Here is a 17606-nt window from a genome sequence, read left to right as displayed (position 1 = left end):
CGTGTAGCAAAGACGATCGGCCACGTAAAGGGAAATTTCTCAGCCGAGTTCGATACTTGACGCGCTTGGTCGGTTATCCGTCACGGTCCATACTTCACGACGAACCCATCGTGGCCCCCGGCGCTCGTGAGCAGGCCCGTACCGAAGTCCAGCGTGCCCTGGTATCGCCCGACGGCAACAACATTTCCCATGCTGTCGGTGGCGACTGCGCGGGCAGATTGTTCGAGGGTATCGCCGGCGCGTTTGCTCCACGTATGAGTACCAGCCGCGCTGAATTTGGCGAGGAACATGTCATTTCCGCCCGCGGACGTCAACGTGCCGCCGCCGAAATCGGCCGATCCGGTCATGCGGCCGACGAGCACGACGTTGTTTTGCGCGTCGGTCTTGATTCCAAGCGCGGCCTGATCACTGGAATCGCCGAAAATCTTGGCCCATTGAGGCACGTTCGTCGAGCTGTACTTGGCAACGAAGATATCGCCAGCGCCGGCGCTCGTGAGGGGCCCCAAGCCAAAGTCGACGGTGCTGTGGATGTAGCCAGTGACAATCGCATTGCCCGCGCCGTCCGTGGTAACGCTCGTCCCGTCTTGAATGAGCGGCGCACCAATTTGACGAGTCCAGACGTGGTTGCCGGCGGCCGAGTATTTCACGAGCATGGAATCGGTCGACCCCATGCTCGTTATGGCGCCGCCACCGAAATCGACCACACCCTGGAAAGATCCGGTGAAATAGATGTCGCCTGCGGCATCGACGGCGACGTCGCGAATGTATTGACCCGACGCATCGCCAAAACCCTTGCTCCACAGGTGAGATCCCAGCATAGAGAATTTGGCAATGAATGCGTCGTCGCCACCCAACCAGGGCAGAACGCCTCCGCCGAAGTCGATGGGGCCCGCGGCGTACCCGACGATGATGGCATTGCCGGCGGGGTCGAATGATACGGCCAATCCTTCGTCGCCACCGGGCGAACCGAATGCGCGGCTGAGGAGGAAACTGCCCGTCGAGGTGAGTGCGAGGGCGAAAATGTCGTGCGTGCCATTGACGCTGACGTGCGCACCGCCTCCAAAATCGACGGTGGATTGGAACAAGCCCGTGACGAGGATGTTGCCGGCAGCATCGATTGCAACGCTGCGCGCGCCGTCGGTGCCATTGGCACCATATTGTTGGCTCCAGAGATGGTTACCTTGAGGATCGTATTTGGCGATGAAGATGTCACCATTGCTCGTGGGCGTCGTGAACGGGCCGCCGCCGAAATCGACGGTGCCAATGAATTGTCCGACGATGACGATGTTGCCGAGTGGATCGACGGCGACGTCGAAGATGTCCTGAAACGCTGCATCGCCGAACGACTTGGCCCAAAGGGCGCTGCACGCCTCGTTGATGATGCCGTCGCAATCGTCGTCGCCCATGGTGTTGCAATTTTCGGCTTGCGGCTGGACTTCGCCAACACATGGCCCATACGCCGTTCCTTGCGCATTGCATGCGTGCGTGCCCGCCTTGCATTCACCCACGCCCGCCGTGCCCATCGGACCCGTGTAACACGCCTCGACGGTATTGGGCACGCACACGCAGGAGAGACCACCTTCGTTGATTTGCCCGTCGCAATCTTCGTCGCCCGGCAATGCGCACGATTCCATTTGCGGCAGGACTTCATCCATGCATGGGCCGTACGCCGTTCCTTGCGCATTGCATGTCCACGTACCGGCTTTGCAATCGCCGACGTCTTGCGTGCCCATGGGACCCGTGTAACAAGGCGCCATGCTATTCGGAATGCACACGCACGACAAGCCGCCTTCGTTGATCTGGCCGTCGCAATCTTCGTCGCCCGGCAATGCGCATGTCTCCATCTGCGGAACGACGTCGCCAACGCAAGGCCCGTACGCCGTACCCTGAGCATTGCATGCTTGAACACCGGCCTTGCAATCGCCGACGTCTTGCGTGCCCATGGGACCCGTGTAACAAGGCGCCGTGGAATTCGGCATGCACGCGCAATCGGCGCCTTCCTCGTTCACCATTCCATCGCAGTCGTCGTCGACCATCGTCGAGCACAATTCGGCATTTGGCGTGATCTCGCCCACACACGGACCAAAGTCGGTTCCATCTGGGAGACACGTTTTTACGCCGGCCTTGCAGGCACCTACGATTTCGGTCCCCGGAGGCCCCGAATAACAAAATTCCGTGCTTCCAGGCGTGCACGAGGATCCCCCGCCTGCGCCGCCCATTCCACCGCCGCCCATGCCTCCAGTGCCGCCGCCGCTGCCTCCCGTGCCCGCTTCGCCTCCAGCGCCCGCATTGCCCCCGCCGCTCGATGACGTCGATCCGGAGCCCGTGGACGTTTGCGGGTCATCGCCCGAACAACTCGGCAGGAGTGTAAGGGCCATGAAAAGCGAAAGGGATGCATACGACGAGGGCGTACGTAGGGACTTCATGGTCGCCTGATGCATCATGAACGCGCGGGCACGTCAAGGGAGAACTGGCTACCGCAGAAGGTTCACGAACATGAGGATGGGCCTTTTCTTGTTCTGAAACTTGCCCTATGACTGCCACATGGGGACGAATCTGTACTTGCCCGTCGCTTTGATCCTGTGCGCGAGTTTGTCGAGCCAATTGGCACACGCCGAGGAAGCCGCTCCGGTAGCGACCGCTGAAGCTGCCGAAATCCAATTGAAAGACGGTACGTTCAAACGCGGAACCATCGTTTCCGTCGAACCCGGGCAACGCGTCATCATCATCGTTGCCGGTGAGCAAAGCGTAATTCCATGGGCCGAAGTTGCGAAGATCGTTGGTGGTCCAAAAGAATCGCAACCCACGGTCATCCAGGCGGCGCCAAGTCCCGCGCCTGCGTCGCCGGCTCCCGCGGCCGTACCGGCTCCCGCGAAAGGCATGCCCGTCGTTCACATCGAATCGAACTGGGCCGAGACGGAGCTGCATCGCGTCGACGGAGAGCTCGGTGTTGGCACGGCGGCCGGCCAAAATCAGGGTGCTGCGCATACGTTGTCGCGTTACGTCTGTCGAGCGCCCTGCAACAAGCCCGTCGACGGCAGCGATGGGCATCGGTTTTTCATTACAGCACCTGGCATGTACCCGTCGCCGCATTTCCGTTTGGAAGGGTACGAGGGACCAGTGACCGCACGCGTCGAGGGTGTGAGTTTCTCGAGGTATGCGGGAGGTGTTGCCGCGGTTGCGGCTGGCGGCATGTTCACGCTTGGGGGCGGGATGTTTTTTGGGATGAGTTACATCGCCGAAAACGAAACGCCATCCGAGGAAAACCCCAATCCGAAAAAAACGGCAGAACAAGTGCGTACCGTCGGGCTCGCGATTGGTGGCGTGGGGCTGGTGGGCGTTGCCGTGGGCCTCGTCATGTTGTCGGCGGGGAAAACGCGTGTGGAAATCGTCGAAGCGAGCCGTGGCAATGCGGGGCTCGTGTTCGAAAATGGCGTTTTCCGATTCTGACCGCGCGATAGATCAGCTTCGCGTGCGCAGCGTCGTGGGCGCTTCACCGCGAACGGCGGCCGCCAAAGCTTGCGTGAATTGATCGACGCTACCGCGTTCGGCGTCTTCTCCGAGCGTATAAAACAGCCACGTCGCACCTTTTTTTACGTCACCGGTGGTGGATGTCGCATAGGGCCGTCGCATCACCCAATTCGACGCGATGAGATGGCTGCGGACCATGGTTGGATGAAACCCGCTCCCAAGCACCACATACGACAGGGCGCGCAGATTCGGTGCCAGGCGGCGGTAAATGGCATCGAGCTCCCGCTTGACTTCCGCCGAAGGGAGGGGAAGCCCAACGCCGATGACGACCATCATTGCAATTCCGCGCGTCCACTGCTCGAGCAGCTTCGATGCAATCCGTTCAGCATCCCGCTGATTGGCAATCGTGGGCGGGCCCTTCATCCAAACCGCGAGAATGTCGTGCCAAAACATCACGACAACGGTTTCATCGGTCGAGCGTTCGATGGTAACAGCAGGCATATCGAGCTTCTCTCGAGGCGTTGACGTGGGGCGCCAATCACCCTAGTCGACCGAGCGTGCGGTCGTCAATGAAAAACGACACGCTGCGTCGATTGTCGTCTCAGCAGCGGCGCCCGAGAACAATCAATCCTCCGACGAGTACACGATCTTGCCCACGCGCGCTTCTTCCTCGGAGGCCGTTTCGCGTTCGGCCTCGAGCGCGCGCCTTTCCACGACGAGGTCCGGAAAGCGATAACGAATCCCGTCCGCCGTTTCCAGGTCCACGTCTCCGCCGAGCGCCACGATTTCCCGCGTCAATTCCTTCGAATCAATGTCTCGCCCCGCTGCTTTTCGGTATGCGTCGACCAATGAATCTTCCTCGACGCCTTGCGGTTTTTCCAGCACTTCGCGCAGCATCGCGCGCCGGCCATTTTCGCGTGCAATGCGCCGAGCTTCGATGGGGCGCCATACGGCGCGTACGAGCGGTATCGCGAACAGCAGAATCGAAAAAGACAGCGGCACGAGCCCCAGCGCAATCGGAGTGCCATCGAACGGCAATTCATTCATCGGAATGCCCATCATGGCGAGGCGCAAATTGGCGAGCGTCAAGCCATGTTGCATCACCCAAGCGCTCATGAACAGGTTGAACCCATTGAGCCCCATGATGAGCAAATTCGTGCCTACGTCATTTCCGGTAAATGGGCGGAGCTTTTCCAGGCGTTTCCATATGGGTGTCGGCCTGTCCCACCCGCTCAGATCCCCCGCAGTGCGCCGAACCGCCGGAAACTTATAATAGATTCCTCCTTCGTCGGAGACTTCCACCGTGCCATCGTAATCGAGCATGAGCCGAGCCATCATGGGATCGGCTTGTTCACGCGGCAGACCTGTGACGCGCATTACGTCGGAAAGTCCAATGCGGCCCTTTTGTGCGCGAATTTCAGCGAGCACGAGGCGTTCGGTTTCACGCGGATCCGCTTCGGGCGCAGGTGGTCCGAAGAAGAACCGGTTGACCTTGTCATAAAACCGCGGCCCGTTTTCCTCGTCGTCCCTCGCTGCTTTGCGTGTTACATCGTATGCCGATCCTTCGTACGGTTGGACATAGCGATATCGTTGGTGCGTGCGCGAGAGTGCGACGGGCGAAAATGGATGAAACGTCCAAAAGAGCGCATCGCTCACGATTCGGAAAAACAGGTACGTTGGCAGAAAGCCGTGCCCGTGGTCGCGATCGCGGGAATCGCTCGAGGAGCCTCGGGCGAACATGAATCCGAGGAGAATCGCCACGAAAATGGCGGTGTAACCAAGAAGAACGATGGTTATCCACGCGCGGACGACGAATCGGAGAATTCCGAGAAATGCTTTGCCTACGGCACGTGCAAAGCGCTTGGCGCGTGTGGGCACTTCCCAAGGTTTGGTGAAACCATGAGGAAAACGAAATAGGAGCTCGCCGTCCTCCGTGACGCGCAAGTGCCCGCGATATTCGCTGACGAGCGCATGAAGACCCTGCTCGGCATCGCGAAAAGGCAAACCGCTTTTCGCAGATGCATCGGCAATGGTGAAATCCTGTCCTTGCCCGCGCAGCGTTCGAAGAAGCTCTTTCGCTGCTTCGTGCTGGTCGAGCAATTTCGGAGTCGATGTGGCCACTCCCTACGTTTCGCCATGGAAAGCGCGGCCTGCAAGCTGGTCCGGGGGAGGCGAGGTCGAATTGTGCCTGGAAAACGAGCTACTCCAAGGATTGCTCGTTTGGGAACCTCAGAATTTCATCCGCATTCCCACAGATCCCGGGCCGACCATGAATTCCGGCTCGAACGCGGTGACGTCGTCACGCACGAGGACGGTTTTCTTGCTGGACAAGCCAGCGGCGAACATGATGACGCCGGCTGCTTGGCCCAATCCATCGAGAACCAGGAGTGCATTGGCAATTGCGTAGAGGCCCGACCAACTGCCTCCCGGGCTTGTTTCCATCACCGTGAACGGACCGATGACCGGTATCGCCAAGGAATAAGCATTGGACGGTCCGCTGAGCGCGCCGAGCAGCGTAATTCCATAAAGGCCACCGAATGTTGCGGCTCCGGCAATGACGAGGCCTTTGCGCGAGCGCTCCACCTTGTGGTATCCCATTGGAACAAAGCCGTTGTAGGCCATTTCCTTGGGACGATCGTCAGCTTGTTCTTTCCACGGCGCATATGGCTGACCCGTATAGGGAGGCGGTTGAGGCTGAGCACGGGGGGGCGGAGCTGCGCCCGGAGGAGCCGCTGGCGGTGGTGGCAATGGGGCAGCACCTTGCGGCGCTGCTACGGGCGGCGCAATCGGGGGAGGTGGTGGAGGTGCTGGCAATGCCGGGTCTTGCGGGGGCGCATCGGGAGCGGCAGCAGGAGGTGGCGATGGCGGTGGTGGCAAGGGGGCCGCTTCAGCGGTGGATGCTGGTGGCGGCGCGGGCTGCGCGAAGGCGTGACCGGCTGATGCAATGACGCCGGCTACGACGATGGCGGCTGCAAGAAACTGGCGTGTCGTGGCTTGCTGCATGGTAGTGATCCCGACGGATGCGGGGGCCATCAACGTCGTTTTCTCCCTGGTTCGCGCACGCTACCACATTGCTGGCGTCAATGTCTTCAGTATTCGACTCCGCAATTGACATCCTCGCCCAGGTCGTATCTCATGGATGCAACCAGGAGTCATCCCATGAACTTTTCTTCGAAGCATATCGGTGCAGCTTTTCTGACCGCCATCCTGATCGCTTCCTGCAGCGGCGAAAACAGCGGCCACTCGTCATCCGGGGGAAACCCTGCGCCTGCCGAGTTCGATGTCGCGCCGTCGATCAGTGAATGCGGCGGATTCATCAACTCGGGCGCCAAAATTCCCATGCCCGATGCAGCAACCTATTGCGACGCCGAGCGTCTCTTGTGGAACTACGACGCGGCCACCAAAACGCTCGGTCTGACCAATGCTCGCATCATGCTCAATTGTTGCGGCGATCATTCCGTCAACGTGACGCGCGACGGCGACACGCTCGTGTTCACGGAAGTCGATGCTCCCGAGGCGGCGGCCGGAGGCGCTCGATGCCATTGTATGTGCGTCTTCGATTATGCGGCTGACATCATCCCGGTGGAATCGGGGAGCATTTCGATCCGCGTCGTCCGCGACGTGACGGACGCTCCTCCTTCCAAGATAGCTTGGGAAGGCACGATCGATACGAGCGCCGGGGAGGGCGAAGTGATCATCAACTCGGAAAGCGCCGAACCGTGGTGCATGAAGTGATTACGTGCTCACCACGCGAATCTCCGTCTTCACGGAATTCGCAATGAAACAAAATTCGTGCGCGTCGTGATGCAATCGGTCTTCTTCTTCCGCCGAAGGCCGTTTGTCCCCGCCATATTCGATGCGTGGATGCAATTCGACCAGACTCACCCACGGAATGCGCTTTTCGTTCTTCGTCATGTGCCCGATGGCTTCGTCGCGATAGCTGATCACGTGAAACCCGGCACGCGATGCGAGCCACAAAAATGTCAGCATGTGGCAGCTCGATAGGGCCGCCACGAATGCTTCTTCCGGATCCACGTTTGCCGGATTGGAATGGGGCAGGGGAACCACCGATGGCGACGGCGATGCGGGCACCGTCAATCCGCCATCGAACGACCACGAGTGCTCGCGCGAATACTTGCCGTGCACGAAGTCGCCGCCGGAAAATTGCCAATCGATGGTTGCTTTGTGTTCGGACATGAATGCTCCCTTGCCGATGGGCAGGCTCATCGGAGCACTTTCCATATTTCCATGGATTGGTAGTTGCTCCAATAAACGAATTGAGCATCGACCGCGATGCCCCAGGGCCCCGGTGGACCTTTGTAAATGGTGACGAAGGGCTCGGAGCCGTCCTTGCGAGCTTTGCGGATTTCGCCCATGCTTTCCTCGGTCCAATAAACGTATGTATCGTCGACGGCGAGCGCTCGAACGGCCGACGTAGCAGGTGCAATCGTTTTGGCGGAACCTCCCAAATGCGGCGCCCAGTGCATCCCGTTGTAGGAATTCCAGTACGCATTCGACGCGTCGACCACCATGTTCGTCGGCACTGTCGGGCCGAGGGAAATCTGGTCGGGCTTGGGTGTATCGACCGGCGAGCGCCAGATGCTGCCGTCGCTAAGAGACCAGTACAGATAATCCTTGTGGATGGCGACACCATACGCCGATGTCGGTGTCGAGACGAAGGTATTGGATATCCCTCCAGCGACCGGTCCAAAACGAATGTTGGACAATGACGACCAGTATACATTCTTCAAGTCCGCGGCGACGCCACGCACGGTTCCATTCATGCCGGAATACATGAACATATTCGAGCCGTCGTGATTCATGCGCGCCATGACGTTTCCACCTCCAACGAAAACACCCGCGTCGCTAACGAAAATGGCATTGGCGGCTGCGCCAGTCGTATTCATGATGAATGTGCTTCCGCCCGCGAGCTTTACCTTCGCGACCTCGCCCGCCCCCGAACGCGAGCCAATGTAAAGCTCGTCGTTGTAAATGGCCAGCTCTCCGGCCGGAAAGCCGGCTTTCGATACGAGCACCGGCGGATTGCAGATGCCCGAATTGCACAGGCCACCCTGGCATGAATTGCCACACATTCCGCAATGGTCCGGATGCGTGGTGAGGTCGGTCTCGCAGCCGTCGGCGAGGTTCCCATTGCAATCGCCAAAGTTATCCATGCAGCTCGCAATCATGCATTGCGACTCCGCGCATGCCATGTTGGCATTCGGAGCCATGCACGTGTTGCCGCATCCACCGCAATGCTCGGCATCCGCCTTCGGATCCACCTCACATCCGGTCTTCGGATCCATGTCGCAATCGAGGTAATCCAAGACGCATTGCGCGAGCTGGCAAGTGCCCGTCACGCACGCCGTAATCGCCTGAGGCGCCTCGCAGGAATTACCGCACGCTCCGCAATGCTCGAAACTCACGCTTGGATTCGTTTCACAACCGTTTTCATAAAAGTTGTCGCAGTTTTCACGCCCATCCGTGCAGCTCGGTATGGAACACTTCCCACCCTCGCACGCAACATTGGCATTGGGCGCCGCGGCACAAGCATTGTCACACGCTCCGCAATGCTCGAGCGTCGTCGTATCGGTTTCGCACTCCGTCGTGGGATCTCCATCACACTCGGCAAATCCCGTTGGACATCCACCGCCCTGTCCCCCGGCCCCACCCGATGCAAAATCGCGGTCTGTCGGCGTACACGCTCCCCCTAAAACAAAAGCCGCCAAGAGTAAGCCTATCGCCTGAAACCCGGTAAGCTCGCGCGTCATGAGACGCAAGATACCACGGAAGCACAACGAAGCGTTTCTGGAAATCGAGAGGAAATACGCTTCGCGAAGCGAGCTCAGATCGCCGGTAGAGCCGGTTTGACGTGCGTTTGCAACCACGCGTCGATGAGCGGACCCGCCGGAGCTGGCCAGCCCATTTTTGCAAACTTACGCAATAGCTCCGGCGTGTGATCTCCCGCGCCAGTGCGATCCTGGAATGCCTCGCGCGCCCGCAAAACCTCCTGCGCCGCGTCCTGAAATCGACCGTCGTAATAGGCAAGCCACGCACGCGTCAGCGCCAAGTGCTGCTTGGGCTCCGCTTCGAGCAGCGGAAGACGCTCACATTCAGCCAATTCCGCACGGGCAAATTCGACGCGACCACATTCGAGCGCAATCTGCGCGCTAATGACCTTCGTCTCCACCTGACCCCACGGATCCGCCAGCCGATCGTACAGACCTCCAGCCGCCCGCGCATGCGCCTCGGCAATCTCGAGCTGCCCCGCATCGAATGCAATCATCGCCAAAAGCCGCTCACACGCAGCCTCCCCACGCGGCGTCCCAAGATCCCGGAAGCTGCGCCGCGTCATGAGGGCCACTCGACGAGCCTCATCCAAACGCCCCTCACGATGATCCGAATGCGCAAGCGAAATGTCGCATTGCGCCATACCCAATCGATAACCAATCGCGTCAAACTCAGCTCGGGCAACCTTGAGCCGCTCCCGCGCCTTCTCCGGCGCTCCACCAGCTTGCTCGACGAAGCTGTGAAGCACCAAACATTGAGCATGCCCAAGACGATCCCCGACAGCCTGGAACTTGCCTCCAGCACTTTCCAGAATCCTCAAGGCGTCCGGATGATCTCCAAGAAGGTAATCGATTTCACCGATGATGACTTCGCAGAGCGCCTGGCCATGCGAGTGGCCGAGCGTTTGGAACATTTCAAGGGCTGATTCGAGGAGCTTTTTGCCTTCGGCCGGCGCCGACAGATCGCTCGCCACGTGACCGAGGAGCCGGACGCAGTGAGCTTCGTTGAGCATGTCGGCTGCATCGTGAAAAATGCGGCGCGCTTCTTCGGCGTCGCGACGTGACTCTTCGAGGCGTCCGGCGTGCCGGAGAGCTTCGGCGCGCCAACGTTTCTGCGTTGCGAGGGGAAGTCCGTCGAGGCGACCGTCGAGAAGCGACAAGTCGCGCAGTGTGGCTTGCGCATCGCGCGTGCGGCCCCACGAGCGAGCGATCGACTTGTGCAAGATGCCCGCGGCGATGTCGATGTCTCCGGCGCGAAGCAAGTTGGTCACGCGGTGACGAACGATGCGGCGGCTCGATCCATCCGGATGACGCTCGAGGGCTGCTGCTGCGGCGCGGAGGATCATGGGCGCATCGGATTGCGCGTAGAGCTGCGCGAGCAGGTGCTCTTGCAAGAGAGCGTGTGGCCAACGCAGGCGCTCTTCGCCGGACTGGAGGAGGATTTGTGCGCGTTTCATTGCGGCAACGGCGCGATCTGCATCCACGCCGAGCGAACCGAGCTCGATGCGCAAGACGTCTTCGCGAATGTCGCCGCCGAGTGCTGCGGCTGCTCGAGCGCCGCGGCGAAGGTCTTCCGGAATCGCATGAAGCCGCTCTTCCCACAGCTCGGCCGTGGTCGCGGCGCGCATCGCAAGCTTCGCTTCGGGAACGACATAACGCCCATCGCGCAGCTCGATGTGTCCACCCGATGCCCACGAGTGCACGATTTGCAAAGCAAAGAGGGGGTTGCCTTTGCTGCGCTGAACGGCCTCCGTGATGGCTGCTTCGTCGAGCGGCAGGGTGCCTCGTAGCAGCGCCTGCGTTTGCGTTGCATCGAGCGGATCGAGCGTCACGCGATCGCCGCCGAGCTCGCGTAGGAGCCAATCGACCCATTCGCGCGCGACGGGATCCGTGGTGAGCGCTTCGTCGCGCACGGTGCCCACGAAGAACATCGGCAGCCGCGGCGTTTCACGATGCAGCCGCGCCACGCCTTCGAACGTAGTTGGCGCTGCGTGATGCAGATCGTCCAGCATCAAAAGAAGCGGGCGACCTCGAGCGATCTTCTCGAGCGTCCGTTGCATGACGCGCCAACGCGTCTCCGACGACAGCGCGAAACGCTTGCCCGTGGGGCCGAGCGGATCGCCTGGTGACGAAGGCTTGAGCCATTCCGCGGTCGCCGCGACCCATGTCTTGCCATCCTCGTCATCCGGGCCCACTTCCCACTGGTTCATGAGCACTTTTTCGATGACGTCGCGACCTTCGCGTTCGAAGCGGAAATGTTGCACGACGGCCCCGACAAACCCGTCGAGAGGCGCTGCGATCTTTCGATACCGCGCACGCAACGGAACCATGAGCCCTCGCTCGTGCGCGTCTTCGCACAGCCATTCCGCGAGCCTCGTCTTGCCCACGCCGGCTTCTCCCGCGAGCAAGATGAAGCGGTGCCTTGGATCCGGCGCTTGCGCGATCTCCGTCGCGAACTGGATCAGCCGAGCTCGTTCACTCGTACGCGCGATGAAAGGACTCGGGCGCAAGCTGAGCAGACCCGTCGTCGTCACTTGCGATTCCGCGTGAGCGCTCATTCCCATCGGCGAGCTGCTGAGCGACGTCCTGAACGGCGAACCCGCTGTCGGACGCGGCGTCGTCGTCGCCCCCTGACCTCGAGGACGCATGGGCCAGAGCACCTTGCGTGCATCCGCGGCAAAATCGAATCGATGCCAGGGCCGCTTGGCCATGAGGCGCCGAACGAACGCGACCGCATCGCTGGGAATGCCAGCTCGCAGAGGTACGTCCGGGATGGGCGCGCTCTTGTGCTGCTGCAAGAGTTCGTCGTCGGTGCCTTCGTACGGCTCGCGTCCGGAGATCATCGTGTAGACGACACATCCGAGCGAGTACAAATCCGTTGCTGGTCCAACGTGTGGCGCGGCATATCGAATCTGTTCGGGCGCCATCCACCCGGGCGTTCCTGCGCCCCAACGAATCGTTGGTTTGGCCGCTGGTGACCCGTCCAAGCGATGATCGACGCGGTCCTGCACGAGCCACGCGAGACCCAGGTCGAGCAGGTGCACCGTTGCCGTCGCAGGATCATCCGTCGGCAGGTCGACCAGAATGTTCGATGGCTTCAAGTCGCCATGAATGACGCCGCGAGCGTGCGCATGTGCGAGCGCTGCGAGCACGTCGTCGGTGATCTTCCAGATGAGCGGCCATGGCAGACCTCCAGTGTCTTGCGCGAGGTACAACCATTCGTGCAGCGATCGTCCGGGCACCGCGTCCATCACGAGAAACGGCGTTCCATCGGCGAGCGCACCGAAGTCGCGCGCTCGCACGAGGCACGGGTGGCTCAGCCCCGCAAGCGCTCGCGCTTCCTCGTAAAACCACCAGGATTCCTCCTGACGAGATCGCGCTCCAGGCTTGCTCAGGACCTTGACGGCGACGCGATCATCGTCGACGAGATCGCGACAGAGGTACACGACCCCCATGCCACCCCGCCCTAGCTCGCGCCGCACCTGGTAACGCCCGGCCAAAATCTTGCCGACAACCGCGCCGGTCTGCTCGCTCATTCAGCGGCCCACTATATCGTGCCTTTGCCCGACGCAAGACAGCCACCGCGCGCGTTCCTGTAGTACGGTGCTGTCGCGACCACGTTGAAATGCTACGTTACGGAAGATGTCAAATATGGTAAGAGTGCTCGCGTTTGCGGGGGCACGTGACGTCCTTGGGACGTCCGAGTTGCTCTTGCCAATGGATGGAAAGTGTACGGCGGACGAGCTCTTGACCCGCGTATGTCAGCAATTTCCAAGACTCGAGCCGTACCGTCGATCGATTCGAGTTGCGGTGAACGGCACGTATGCGCGTTCGGACGATGAGGTTCGACCGGGCGATGAAGTTGCGCTGATCCCGCCGGTTGCGGGAGGTTGATGCATGGCCATGACGCACGACACGCAAGGCAATGCAAGGCGATCGCTGCCGATCGTGTCTTCGCGCCTCGGTGTTCCCAAGCGAATGGAGCCTGGGCCGCCGCCGCGAAGCGTGCGCCTTTCGGTGACGGATCGTTGCGACTTCGCGTGCACGTATTGCCGGCCGTCGCGCAGTGATGGGTACACCGACGGGCGGCTCATGACATCGGCGTGGCGCACGATGTTCGAAGCGTTGCGGCATGCAGGCGTGCGTCGAGTGCGCCTCACGGGCGGCGAGCCGCTCGTGCATCCGGAAATCGTTTCGATTGTAAAACATCTGTCCTCGATTGGTTTCGAAGACGTCGCGCTGACGACCAATGCTTCGCAGCTTGCGCGTCTTGCAAAACCACTGCGAGAAGCGGGTTTGCATCGACTGAACATCTCCATCGACACGCTCGATGCAGACCGTTTTCGCGCGGTCACGCGAGGTGGCGAGCTTGCCCCGGTGCTCGCGGGAATCGACGCAGCGGTGGAAGCTGGGTTTGTCCCGATCAAACTGAACACGGTCGTTTTGCGCGGCGTGAACGACGACGAGATCGAGCGGATTTTGCTTTGGGCGTGGGAGCGGAGGCTCGTGCCGCGATTTCTCGAAATCATGCCGATCGCCGAAGGAGCAAAGCTGGTTGCGGAGCATCTCGTGACGGCGTCCGACATACGCCGGATGCTTGCGCATCACCTCGTCGACGAGGACGCGGTGGTCGATCCTGGGCTTGGTCCGGCCAAGTATGTTCACGCGCGGCACGATCCGACGCTTCGCGTTGGGTTCATCACGGGGACGAGCGACACGTTTTGCGAAACGTGCGACCGGCTTCGAGTGTCGTCGACGGGCGTGCTTCGGCCGTGTTTGGCGACGGACGATGGCGTTGACGCGTCGAGTGCTGCGCGGAGCGGCGATGCGGAAGAGATCACGCGGCAGATTGACGAAGCCTGGTCGATGAAGCCCGACGGCAAGGTTTGGAAGGGTTGCACCGAAGAAACGGCAGCTCGGGTATCGATGCGGGCCATTGGCGGCTAGCATTCCGGCGCCATGGATTACGTCTTCTCGTTCGAAGCAGACGAAGCGGGGCCCGATTTGGATCTCATGCCGCTCGCTGCACGCCGCGCCCTCGATCATGCGGGCTTGCATCTTCCACTCGAAGGTTGGCGATCTTTGTCGGTCGATGAGCGGAAACGCATCACGCGTGCAGGCGGGCAAAGCGCGGTCGATGTGTCGACCGTTGCGACGATCGTTTCATATGCCAAACCTCCCGCGCGCCCGATCGATCCCATTGCTGATCCCACGCCCGAATTCTTGCCTGTGGGATTGTCTTCGAGGCGAGGCATGGATGCGCAGCGTTGGGCGACGCTCGGAGGCTTGGAGCGTTACGCCTTGGCGCATGCTGCAGAACGCGCGCTGAAACGAGGAAAGCCCAAGATTCTCACGACTGCGATCGAGTCCGTTTTGGCCCGAGCGCTTGAACCGGTCTCGTCCCGCGCTCCGGTCATTGTTTCGGAACCAAAGCAACTGTCGACGCACATCGGTCCTTCGGGTGATGTGCGTATGGTGGATGTCGCGGAAAAAGCCCCGACACGAAGGCGTGCGGTGGCTACGTCACGCGTGCGCATGAGCGCGGAGACCGTCGAGCGGCTCTTGCGCGGTGATACGCCGAAGGGCGAAGTGCTCGCGACCGCGCGCATTGCGGGCATCATGGCTGCCAAACGCACGCCGGACATCATTCCGATGTGTCACGCCATCGCGCTGTCGCATGTCGAAATTCAGATCGACATCGACAAACCTTCGGCGACGGCGCTCATCACGGCGCGCGCGGAAGCGGTCGATCGCACGGGCGTCGAGATGGAAGCGATGGTGGCTGCATCGATCGCAGCGCTGACGATGTACGACATGCTCAAAGGCATCGATCGCGAGATAGTGGTGGAGCAGGTGATGCTCGTGGAAAAGAGTGGCGGACGTTCAGGACATTTCCGGAGGTCGACATGAGTGCGGGGCGTATTCGTCGCGAGCCGCTTTCGTTGGATGAAGTGACGTGTCTCGTCGCGCGTCCCGAAGCGGGTGCGATCGCCACGTTTTTGGGCGTCGTGCGCAACATGAACGATGGCCGTGCCGTCACGTTGCTCGAGTACGAAGCGTACGGAACGATGGCCGAAGCGGAGCTCGCGCGCATCATCGAGGAGATGGAGCGCGAAATGCCCGAAGTTCGCGTTGCGGCGACGCATCGCATCGGGTCGCTGTCGGTTGGCGATGCAGCGGTCGTTTGTGCTGCAAGTGCTCCGCATCGGCACGAAGCGTTCGTCGCGTGCCGCGAGCTCATCGATCGCATCAAGGCGCGCTTGCCGATATGGAAGCGTGAACATGGCCCCGATGGTCCGTATTGGGTGGGCTGGGAAGATGCGCGGTGCTCACCGGATCATGGCGAGCACGAGCATCACCATCGTTGAAACCGGGCCAGATTCGAACGCTCGCTCCGCGCGCGTATGACGCGCGCTACGCGAGGCTAGTTTACGATGGGGGGGCCGAGGCTCGCCTCCCGGTGCTTTTGCGCTTCGCACAAAAGCACGGCGAGGCTCGGCCCCCCCATACCCCCCGAGTTGGGCCTCACGCAGAGTGCCCGGTCATCTCGTCAAAACTCATCAATACGAATGGCTTCGAGCGTGCTGCCGTCTTCGACACGGCCCATGTCTTTCGGCACCACGACGAGCACATTGGCGCGCGCGAAGCTCGTGACGGCCCCGGATGCTTGATTGGCGAGGATTCTGGCGCGTGTGCCTTGCGGGCTCGCTTCGAGTTTGGCCCGTACGAACTCTTCACGGCCAGGTGATCGTTCAATGGCTCCGAGGATCTCGAGGCGCTCGCGGCGTGGTAGGGGACTTCCGTCGCCTTGCATGGCGCGAACGAGCGGAGCGCCGAAGAGATACCAAGTGAGCGATGCGCTGGCTGGGTTGCCGGGGAGACCGATCACTTGGGTTTGTCCTGCACGACCGACGGCGATGGGCTTGCCAGGCTTGATGGCCACGCGCCAAAAGTCGAGCGTCACGCCGGCTGCTTCGAAGGCTCCGCGCATCACGTCGTGATCACCCACGCTGACGCCGCCGATCGTCACGACGAGGTCGCTTCCGCGCAGCGCTTCGGCGACGGCATCGCGCGCGACGTCCGCGCGATCGGGCACGTACGCGCCCACGCGCGCAATCGCGCCCGCACGCCTAGCGGCTGCGGCCACGAAGATACCGTTCGATTCGGCGATGGATCCCGGCCGTCCAGGCGTACCCGGCGAACGCAGTTCGTCGCCGGAGCAAAGGATCGTCACGACGGGCCTGCGTGCGACCAAGACAAACGCATGATCGAGCGCCGCCGCGAGGGCCGCGTGACCGGGGTTCATGCGCGTACCTTGACGCAAAGCGATCGCACCTTGGGCGAGGTCTTCGCCGCGCATTCGTATGCATGCAAACGGTTTTGGCGCGTGCGTGATGCGAATCGTGTCGCCGGTGCGCTCCACGTTTTCTTGCGGGATGACGGCGTTCGTCCCTTGCGGCGTCGGTGCGCCCGTGAAGATGCGACAGGCCGAATGTGGGGCAAACGTTGGCAATTCGCCGCCTGCCGCGCTCTCGCCGATGACCGGCAAATCCCACGGACCCGCGCCGGCAAGGTCGTCCGTGTTTACGGCGTAGCCGTCCATCGAGCTGTAGTCGAACGCCGGCATGGGAACGTGCGCGACGATGTCTTCCGCGAGCACTCGACCTGTCGATTCATCGACGCCAACACGTTCGGCTGCAATGGGTCGTGCGCTGCCGAGCAGCTTGGCGAGAGCTTCTTCGTAGGTGAGCATTGCAAGTTCAGTGCTTCTTTTCGGAAGCGTGGTGGTGATGTCCGTGGGACGCGTGTTTGCCGCCGCGACCCGACGCCAGAGCTACCGCGTGATGCAGCATCGGGGCAATCAGCGTGTCGATCGCTAGCTCGACGGCTTGTGGGCTTCCGGGCAGCGCCACGACGACGTGTCCGCGGATGATGCCGGCGGTGGCACGCGACAGGATCGCGCGCGGGCCGATGGCGTCCCAGGACAAACGACGGAATGCCTCGCCAAACCCGTCGATGGTCTTGCTGAACATGGGCTCGAGCACTTCGATGGTGCGGTCACGCGGAGCGATGCCCGTCCCACCCGTCAAAATGATGGCGTCTGCGACGTTGGAATCGCACGTGTGGTGAATGGTTTCGCGTAGCGAATCGCTGTCTTCGCGAAGGATGTCGTGCAGCGCGATGGCAAATCCGGCGGCCTCGAGTTTTTCGCGAAGTAGGCGTCCACCGACGTCATCGACGCGCGTCCGCGTGTCGCTCAGCGTGAATGTAGCAATACGCAATGTTTCGGACATATGATTGGTGCTCATACTTTCGTTGTAGGTCGAAACCGTTCCGAGTGGAATG

15 protein-coding genes are annotated in these 17606 nt (G+C 61.2%); 6 read left to right on the top strand and 9 right to left on the bottom strand.

Translation table 11 applies throughout. The features are described from left to right. Nucleotides 1–80: 80 nt before the first annotated feature. Nucleotides 81–2426, bottom strand: a complete 2346-nt coding sequence (locus tag IPM54_29845) for an SBBP repeat-containing protein (protein ID MBK9263992.1) — start codon at nt 2424–2426, stop codon at nt 81–83. 118 nt (nt 2427–2544) lie between these two features. Here IPM54_29845 and IPM54_29840 point away from each other — a divergent pair, with 118 nt between their 5' ends. Beyond that, nucleotides 2545–3450 (top strand): hypothetical protein, encoded by a 906-nt coding sequence (locus IPM54_29840; protein MBK9263991.1) that lies wholly within the window; start codon nt 2545–2547, stop codon nt 3448–3450. Nucleotides 3451–3462: 12 nt separating this feature from the next. Here IPM54_29840 and IPM54_29835 read toward each other — a convergent pair whose 3' ends face one another. From IPM54_29835 to IPM54_29825, 3 genes are all read right to left on the bottom strand, one after another. Further along, nucleotides 3463–3972 carry a hypothetical protein gene (locus IPM54_29835; protein ID MBK9263990.1) on the bottom strand — a complete coding sequence of 170 codons (510 nt, stop codon included), beginning with the start codon at nt 3970–3972 and terminating at the stop codon, nt 3463–3465. A gap of 123 nt (nt 3973–4095) precedes the next feature. After that, nucleotides 4096–5592: a hypothetical protein gene (locus IPM54_29830; protein MBK9263989.1), complete on the bottom strand. Its 1497-nt coding sequence runs from the start codon at nt 5590–5592 to the stop codon at nt 4096–4098. A gap of 108 nt (nt 5593–5700) precedes the next feature. Continuing rightward, nucleotides 5701–6474, bottom strand: coding sequence for a hypothetical protein (locus IPM54_29825; protein ID MBK9263988.1), 774 nt, complete (start codon nt 6472–6474; stop codon nt 5701–5703). A gap of 156 nt (nt 6475–6630) precedes the next feature. Between IPM54_29825 and IPM54_29820 the strand changes: the two genes are divergently transcribed. Then, nucleotides 6631–7206, top strand: coding sequence for a hypothetical protein (locus tag IPM54_29820; protein MBK9263987.1), 576 nt, complete (start codon nt 6631–6633; stop codon nt 7204–7206). On the opposite strand, the gene IPM54_29815 is transcribed toward IPM54_29820, so the two are convergent. The 3 genes from IPM54_29815 to IPM54_29805 form a co-directional block, all read right to left on the bottom strand. Then, nucleotides 7207–7668 (bottom strand): OsmC family protein, encoded by a 462-nt coding sequence (locus tag IPM54_29815; GenBank protein ID MBK9263986.1) that lies wholly within the window; start codon nt 7666–7668, stop codon nt 7207–7209. A 26-nt stretch (nt 7669–7694) separates the two neighbouring features. After that, the gene (locus IPM54_29810; GenBank protein MBK9263985.1) at nt 7695–9242 is read right to left on the bottom strand and encodes a hypothetical protein; all 1548 of its coding nucleotides are present in this window, start codon (nt 9240–9242) and stop codon (nt 7695–7697) included. A 74-nt stretch (nt 9243–9316) separates the two neighbouring features. Then, nucleotides 9317–12796, bottom strand: coding sequence for a protein kinase (locus tag IPM54_29805; GenBank protein ID MBK9263984.1), 3480 nt, complete (start codon nt 12794–12796; stop codon nt 9317–9319). Nucleotides 12797–12920: 124 nt separating this feature from the next. Between IPM54_29805 and IPM54_29800 the strand changes: the two genes are divergently transcribed. Genes IPM54_29800 through IPM54_29785 form a run of 4 tightly spaced genes read left to right on the top strand, consistent with a single transcriptional unit; the run spans nt 12921 to nt 15628 of the window. After that, entirely contained in the window at nt 12921–13154 is a 234-nt protein-coding gene (locus IPM54_29800) for a MoaD/ThiS family protein (GenBank protein ID MBK9263983.1), read from the top strand. Between the two features lie 3 nt (nt 13155–13157). After that, nucleotides 13158–14207 carry a GTP 3',8-cyclase MoaA gene (gene moaA / locus IPM54_29795; protein MBK9263982.1) on the top strand — a complete coding sequence of 350 codons (1050 nt, stop codon included), beginning with the start codon at nt 13158–13160 and terminating at the stop codon, nt 14205–14207. A 12-nt stretch (nt 14208–14219) separates the two neighbouring features. Continuing rightward, nucleotides 14220–15170 (top strand): cyclic pyranopterin monophosphate synthase MoaC, encoded by a 951-nt coding sequence (gene moaC, locus IPM54_29790; GenBank protein MBK9263981.1) that lies wholly within the window; start codon nt 14220–14222, stop codon nt 15168–15170. Next, nucleotides 15167–15628, top strand: coding sequence for a molybdenum cofactor biosynthesis protein MoaE (locus IPM54_29785; GenBank protein MBK9263980.1), 462 nt, complete (start codon nt 15167–15169; stop codon nt 15626–15628). The genes moaC and IPM54_29785 overlap by 4 nt, the downstream gene beginning before the upstream one ends. Nucleotides 15629–15810: 182 nt before the next feature. On the opposite strand, the gene IPM54_29780 is transcribed toward IPM54_29785, so the two are convergent. Next, nucleotides 15811–17013, bottom strand: a complete 1203-nt coding sequence (locus IPM54_29780) for a molybdopterin molybdotransferase MoeA (protein ID MBK9263979.1) — start codon at nt 17011–17013, stop codon at nt 15811–15813. Nucleotides 17014–17020: 7 nt separating this feature from the next. After that, complete coding sequence (locus IPM54_29775; GenBank protein ID MBK9263978.1) at nt 17021–17554, bottom strand: molybdenum cofactor biosynthesis protein MoaB; 534 nt, start codon at nt 17552–17554, stop codon at nt 17021–17023. Nucleotides 17555–17606: the final 52 nt, after the last annotated feature.

It is taken from the genome of Polyangiaceae bacterium, from assembly GCA_016715885.1.
In the GTDB taxonomy this organism is placed as follows: Bacteria; Myxococcota_A; Polyangia; order Polyangiales; family Polyangiaceae; genus Polyangium.
Note: the sequence above shows the minus strand (reverse complement) of the source record. Positions and strands in the feature narration are given on the sequence as shown.

Excerpts from the sequence above, each read along its gene's own strand:
- IPM54_29785 (MBK9263980.1), top strand. The coding sequence starts at position 15,167 with ATGAGTGCGGGGCGTATTCGTCGCGAGCCGCTTTCGTTGGATGAAGTG.
- IPM54_29775 (MBK9263978.1), bottom strand. The coding sequence starts at position 17,554 with ATGTCCGAAACATTGCGTATTGCTACATTCACGCTGAGCGACACGCGG.
- IPM54_29820 (MBK9263987.1), top strand. The coding sequence starts at position 6,631 with ATGAACTTTTCTTCGAAGCATATCGGTGCAGCTTTTCTGACCGCCATC.
- IPM54_29835 (MBK9263990.1), bottom strand. The coding sequence starts at position 3,972 with ATGCCTGCTGTTACCATCGAACGCTCGACCGATGAAACCGTTGTCGTG.
- IPM54_29840 (MBK9263991.1), top strand. The coding sequence starts at position 2,545 with ATGGGGACGAATCTGTACTTGCCCGTCGCTTTGATCCTGTGCGCGAGT.
- IPM54_29815 (MBK9263986.1), bottom strand. The coding sequence starts at position 7,668 with ATGTCCGAACACAAAGCAACCATCGATTGGCAATTTTCCGGCGGCGAC.
- IPM54_29805 (MBK9263984.1), bottom strand. The coding sequence starts at position 12,796 with ATGAGCGAGCAGACCGGCGCGGTTGTCGGCAAGATTTTGGCCGGGCGT.
- IPM54_29845 (MBK9263992.1), bottom strand. The coding sequence starts at position 2,426 with ATGAAGTCCCTACGTACGCCCTCGTCGTATGCATCCCTTTCGCTTTTC.
- IPM54_29780 (MBK9263979.1), bottom strand. The coding sequence starts at position 17,013 with ATGCTCACCTACGAAGAAGCTCTCGCCAAGCTGCTCGGCAGCGCACGA.
- moaA (MBK9263982.1), top strand. The coding sequence starts at position 13,158 with ATGGCCATGACGCACGACACGCAAGGCAATGCAAGGCGATCGCTGCCG.
- IPM54_29825 (MBK9263988.1), bottom strand. The coding sequence starts at position 6,474 with ATGCAGCAAGCCACGACACGCCAGTTTCTTGCAGCCGCCATCGTCGTA.
- IPM54_29810 (MBK9263985.1), bottom strand. The coding sequence starts at position 9,242 with ATGACGCGCGAGCTTACCGGGTTTCAGGCGATAGGCTTACTCTTGGCG.
- moaC (MBK9263981.1), top strand. The coding sequence starts at position 14,220 with ATGGATTACGTCTTCTCGTTCGAAGCAGACGAAGCGGGGCCCGATTTG.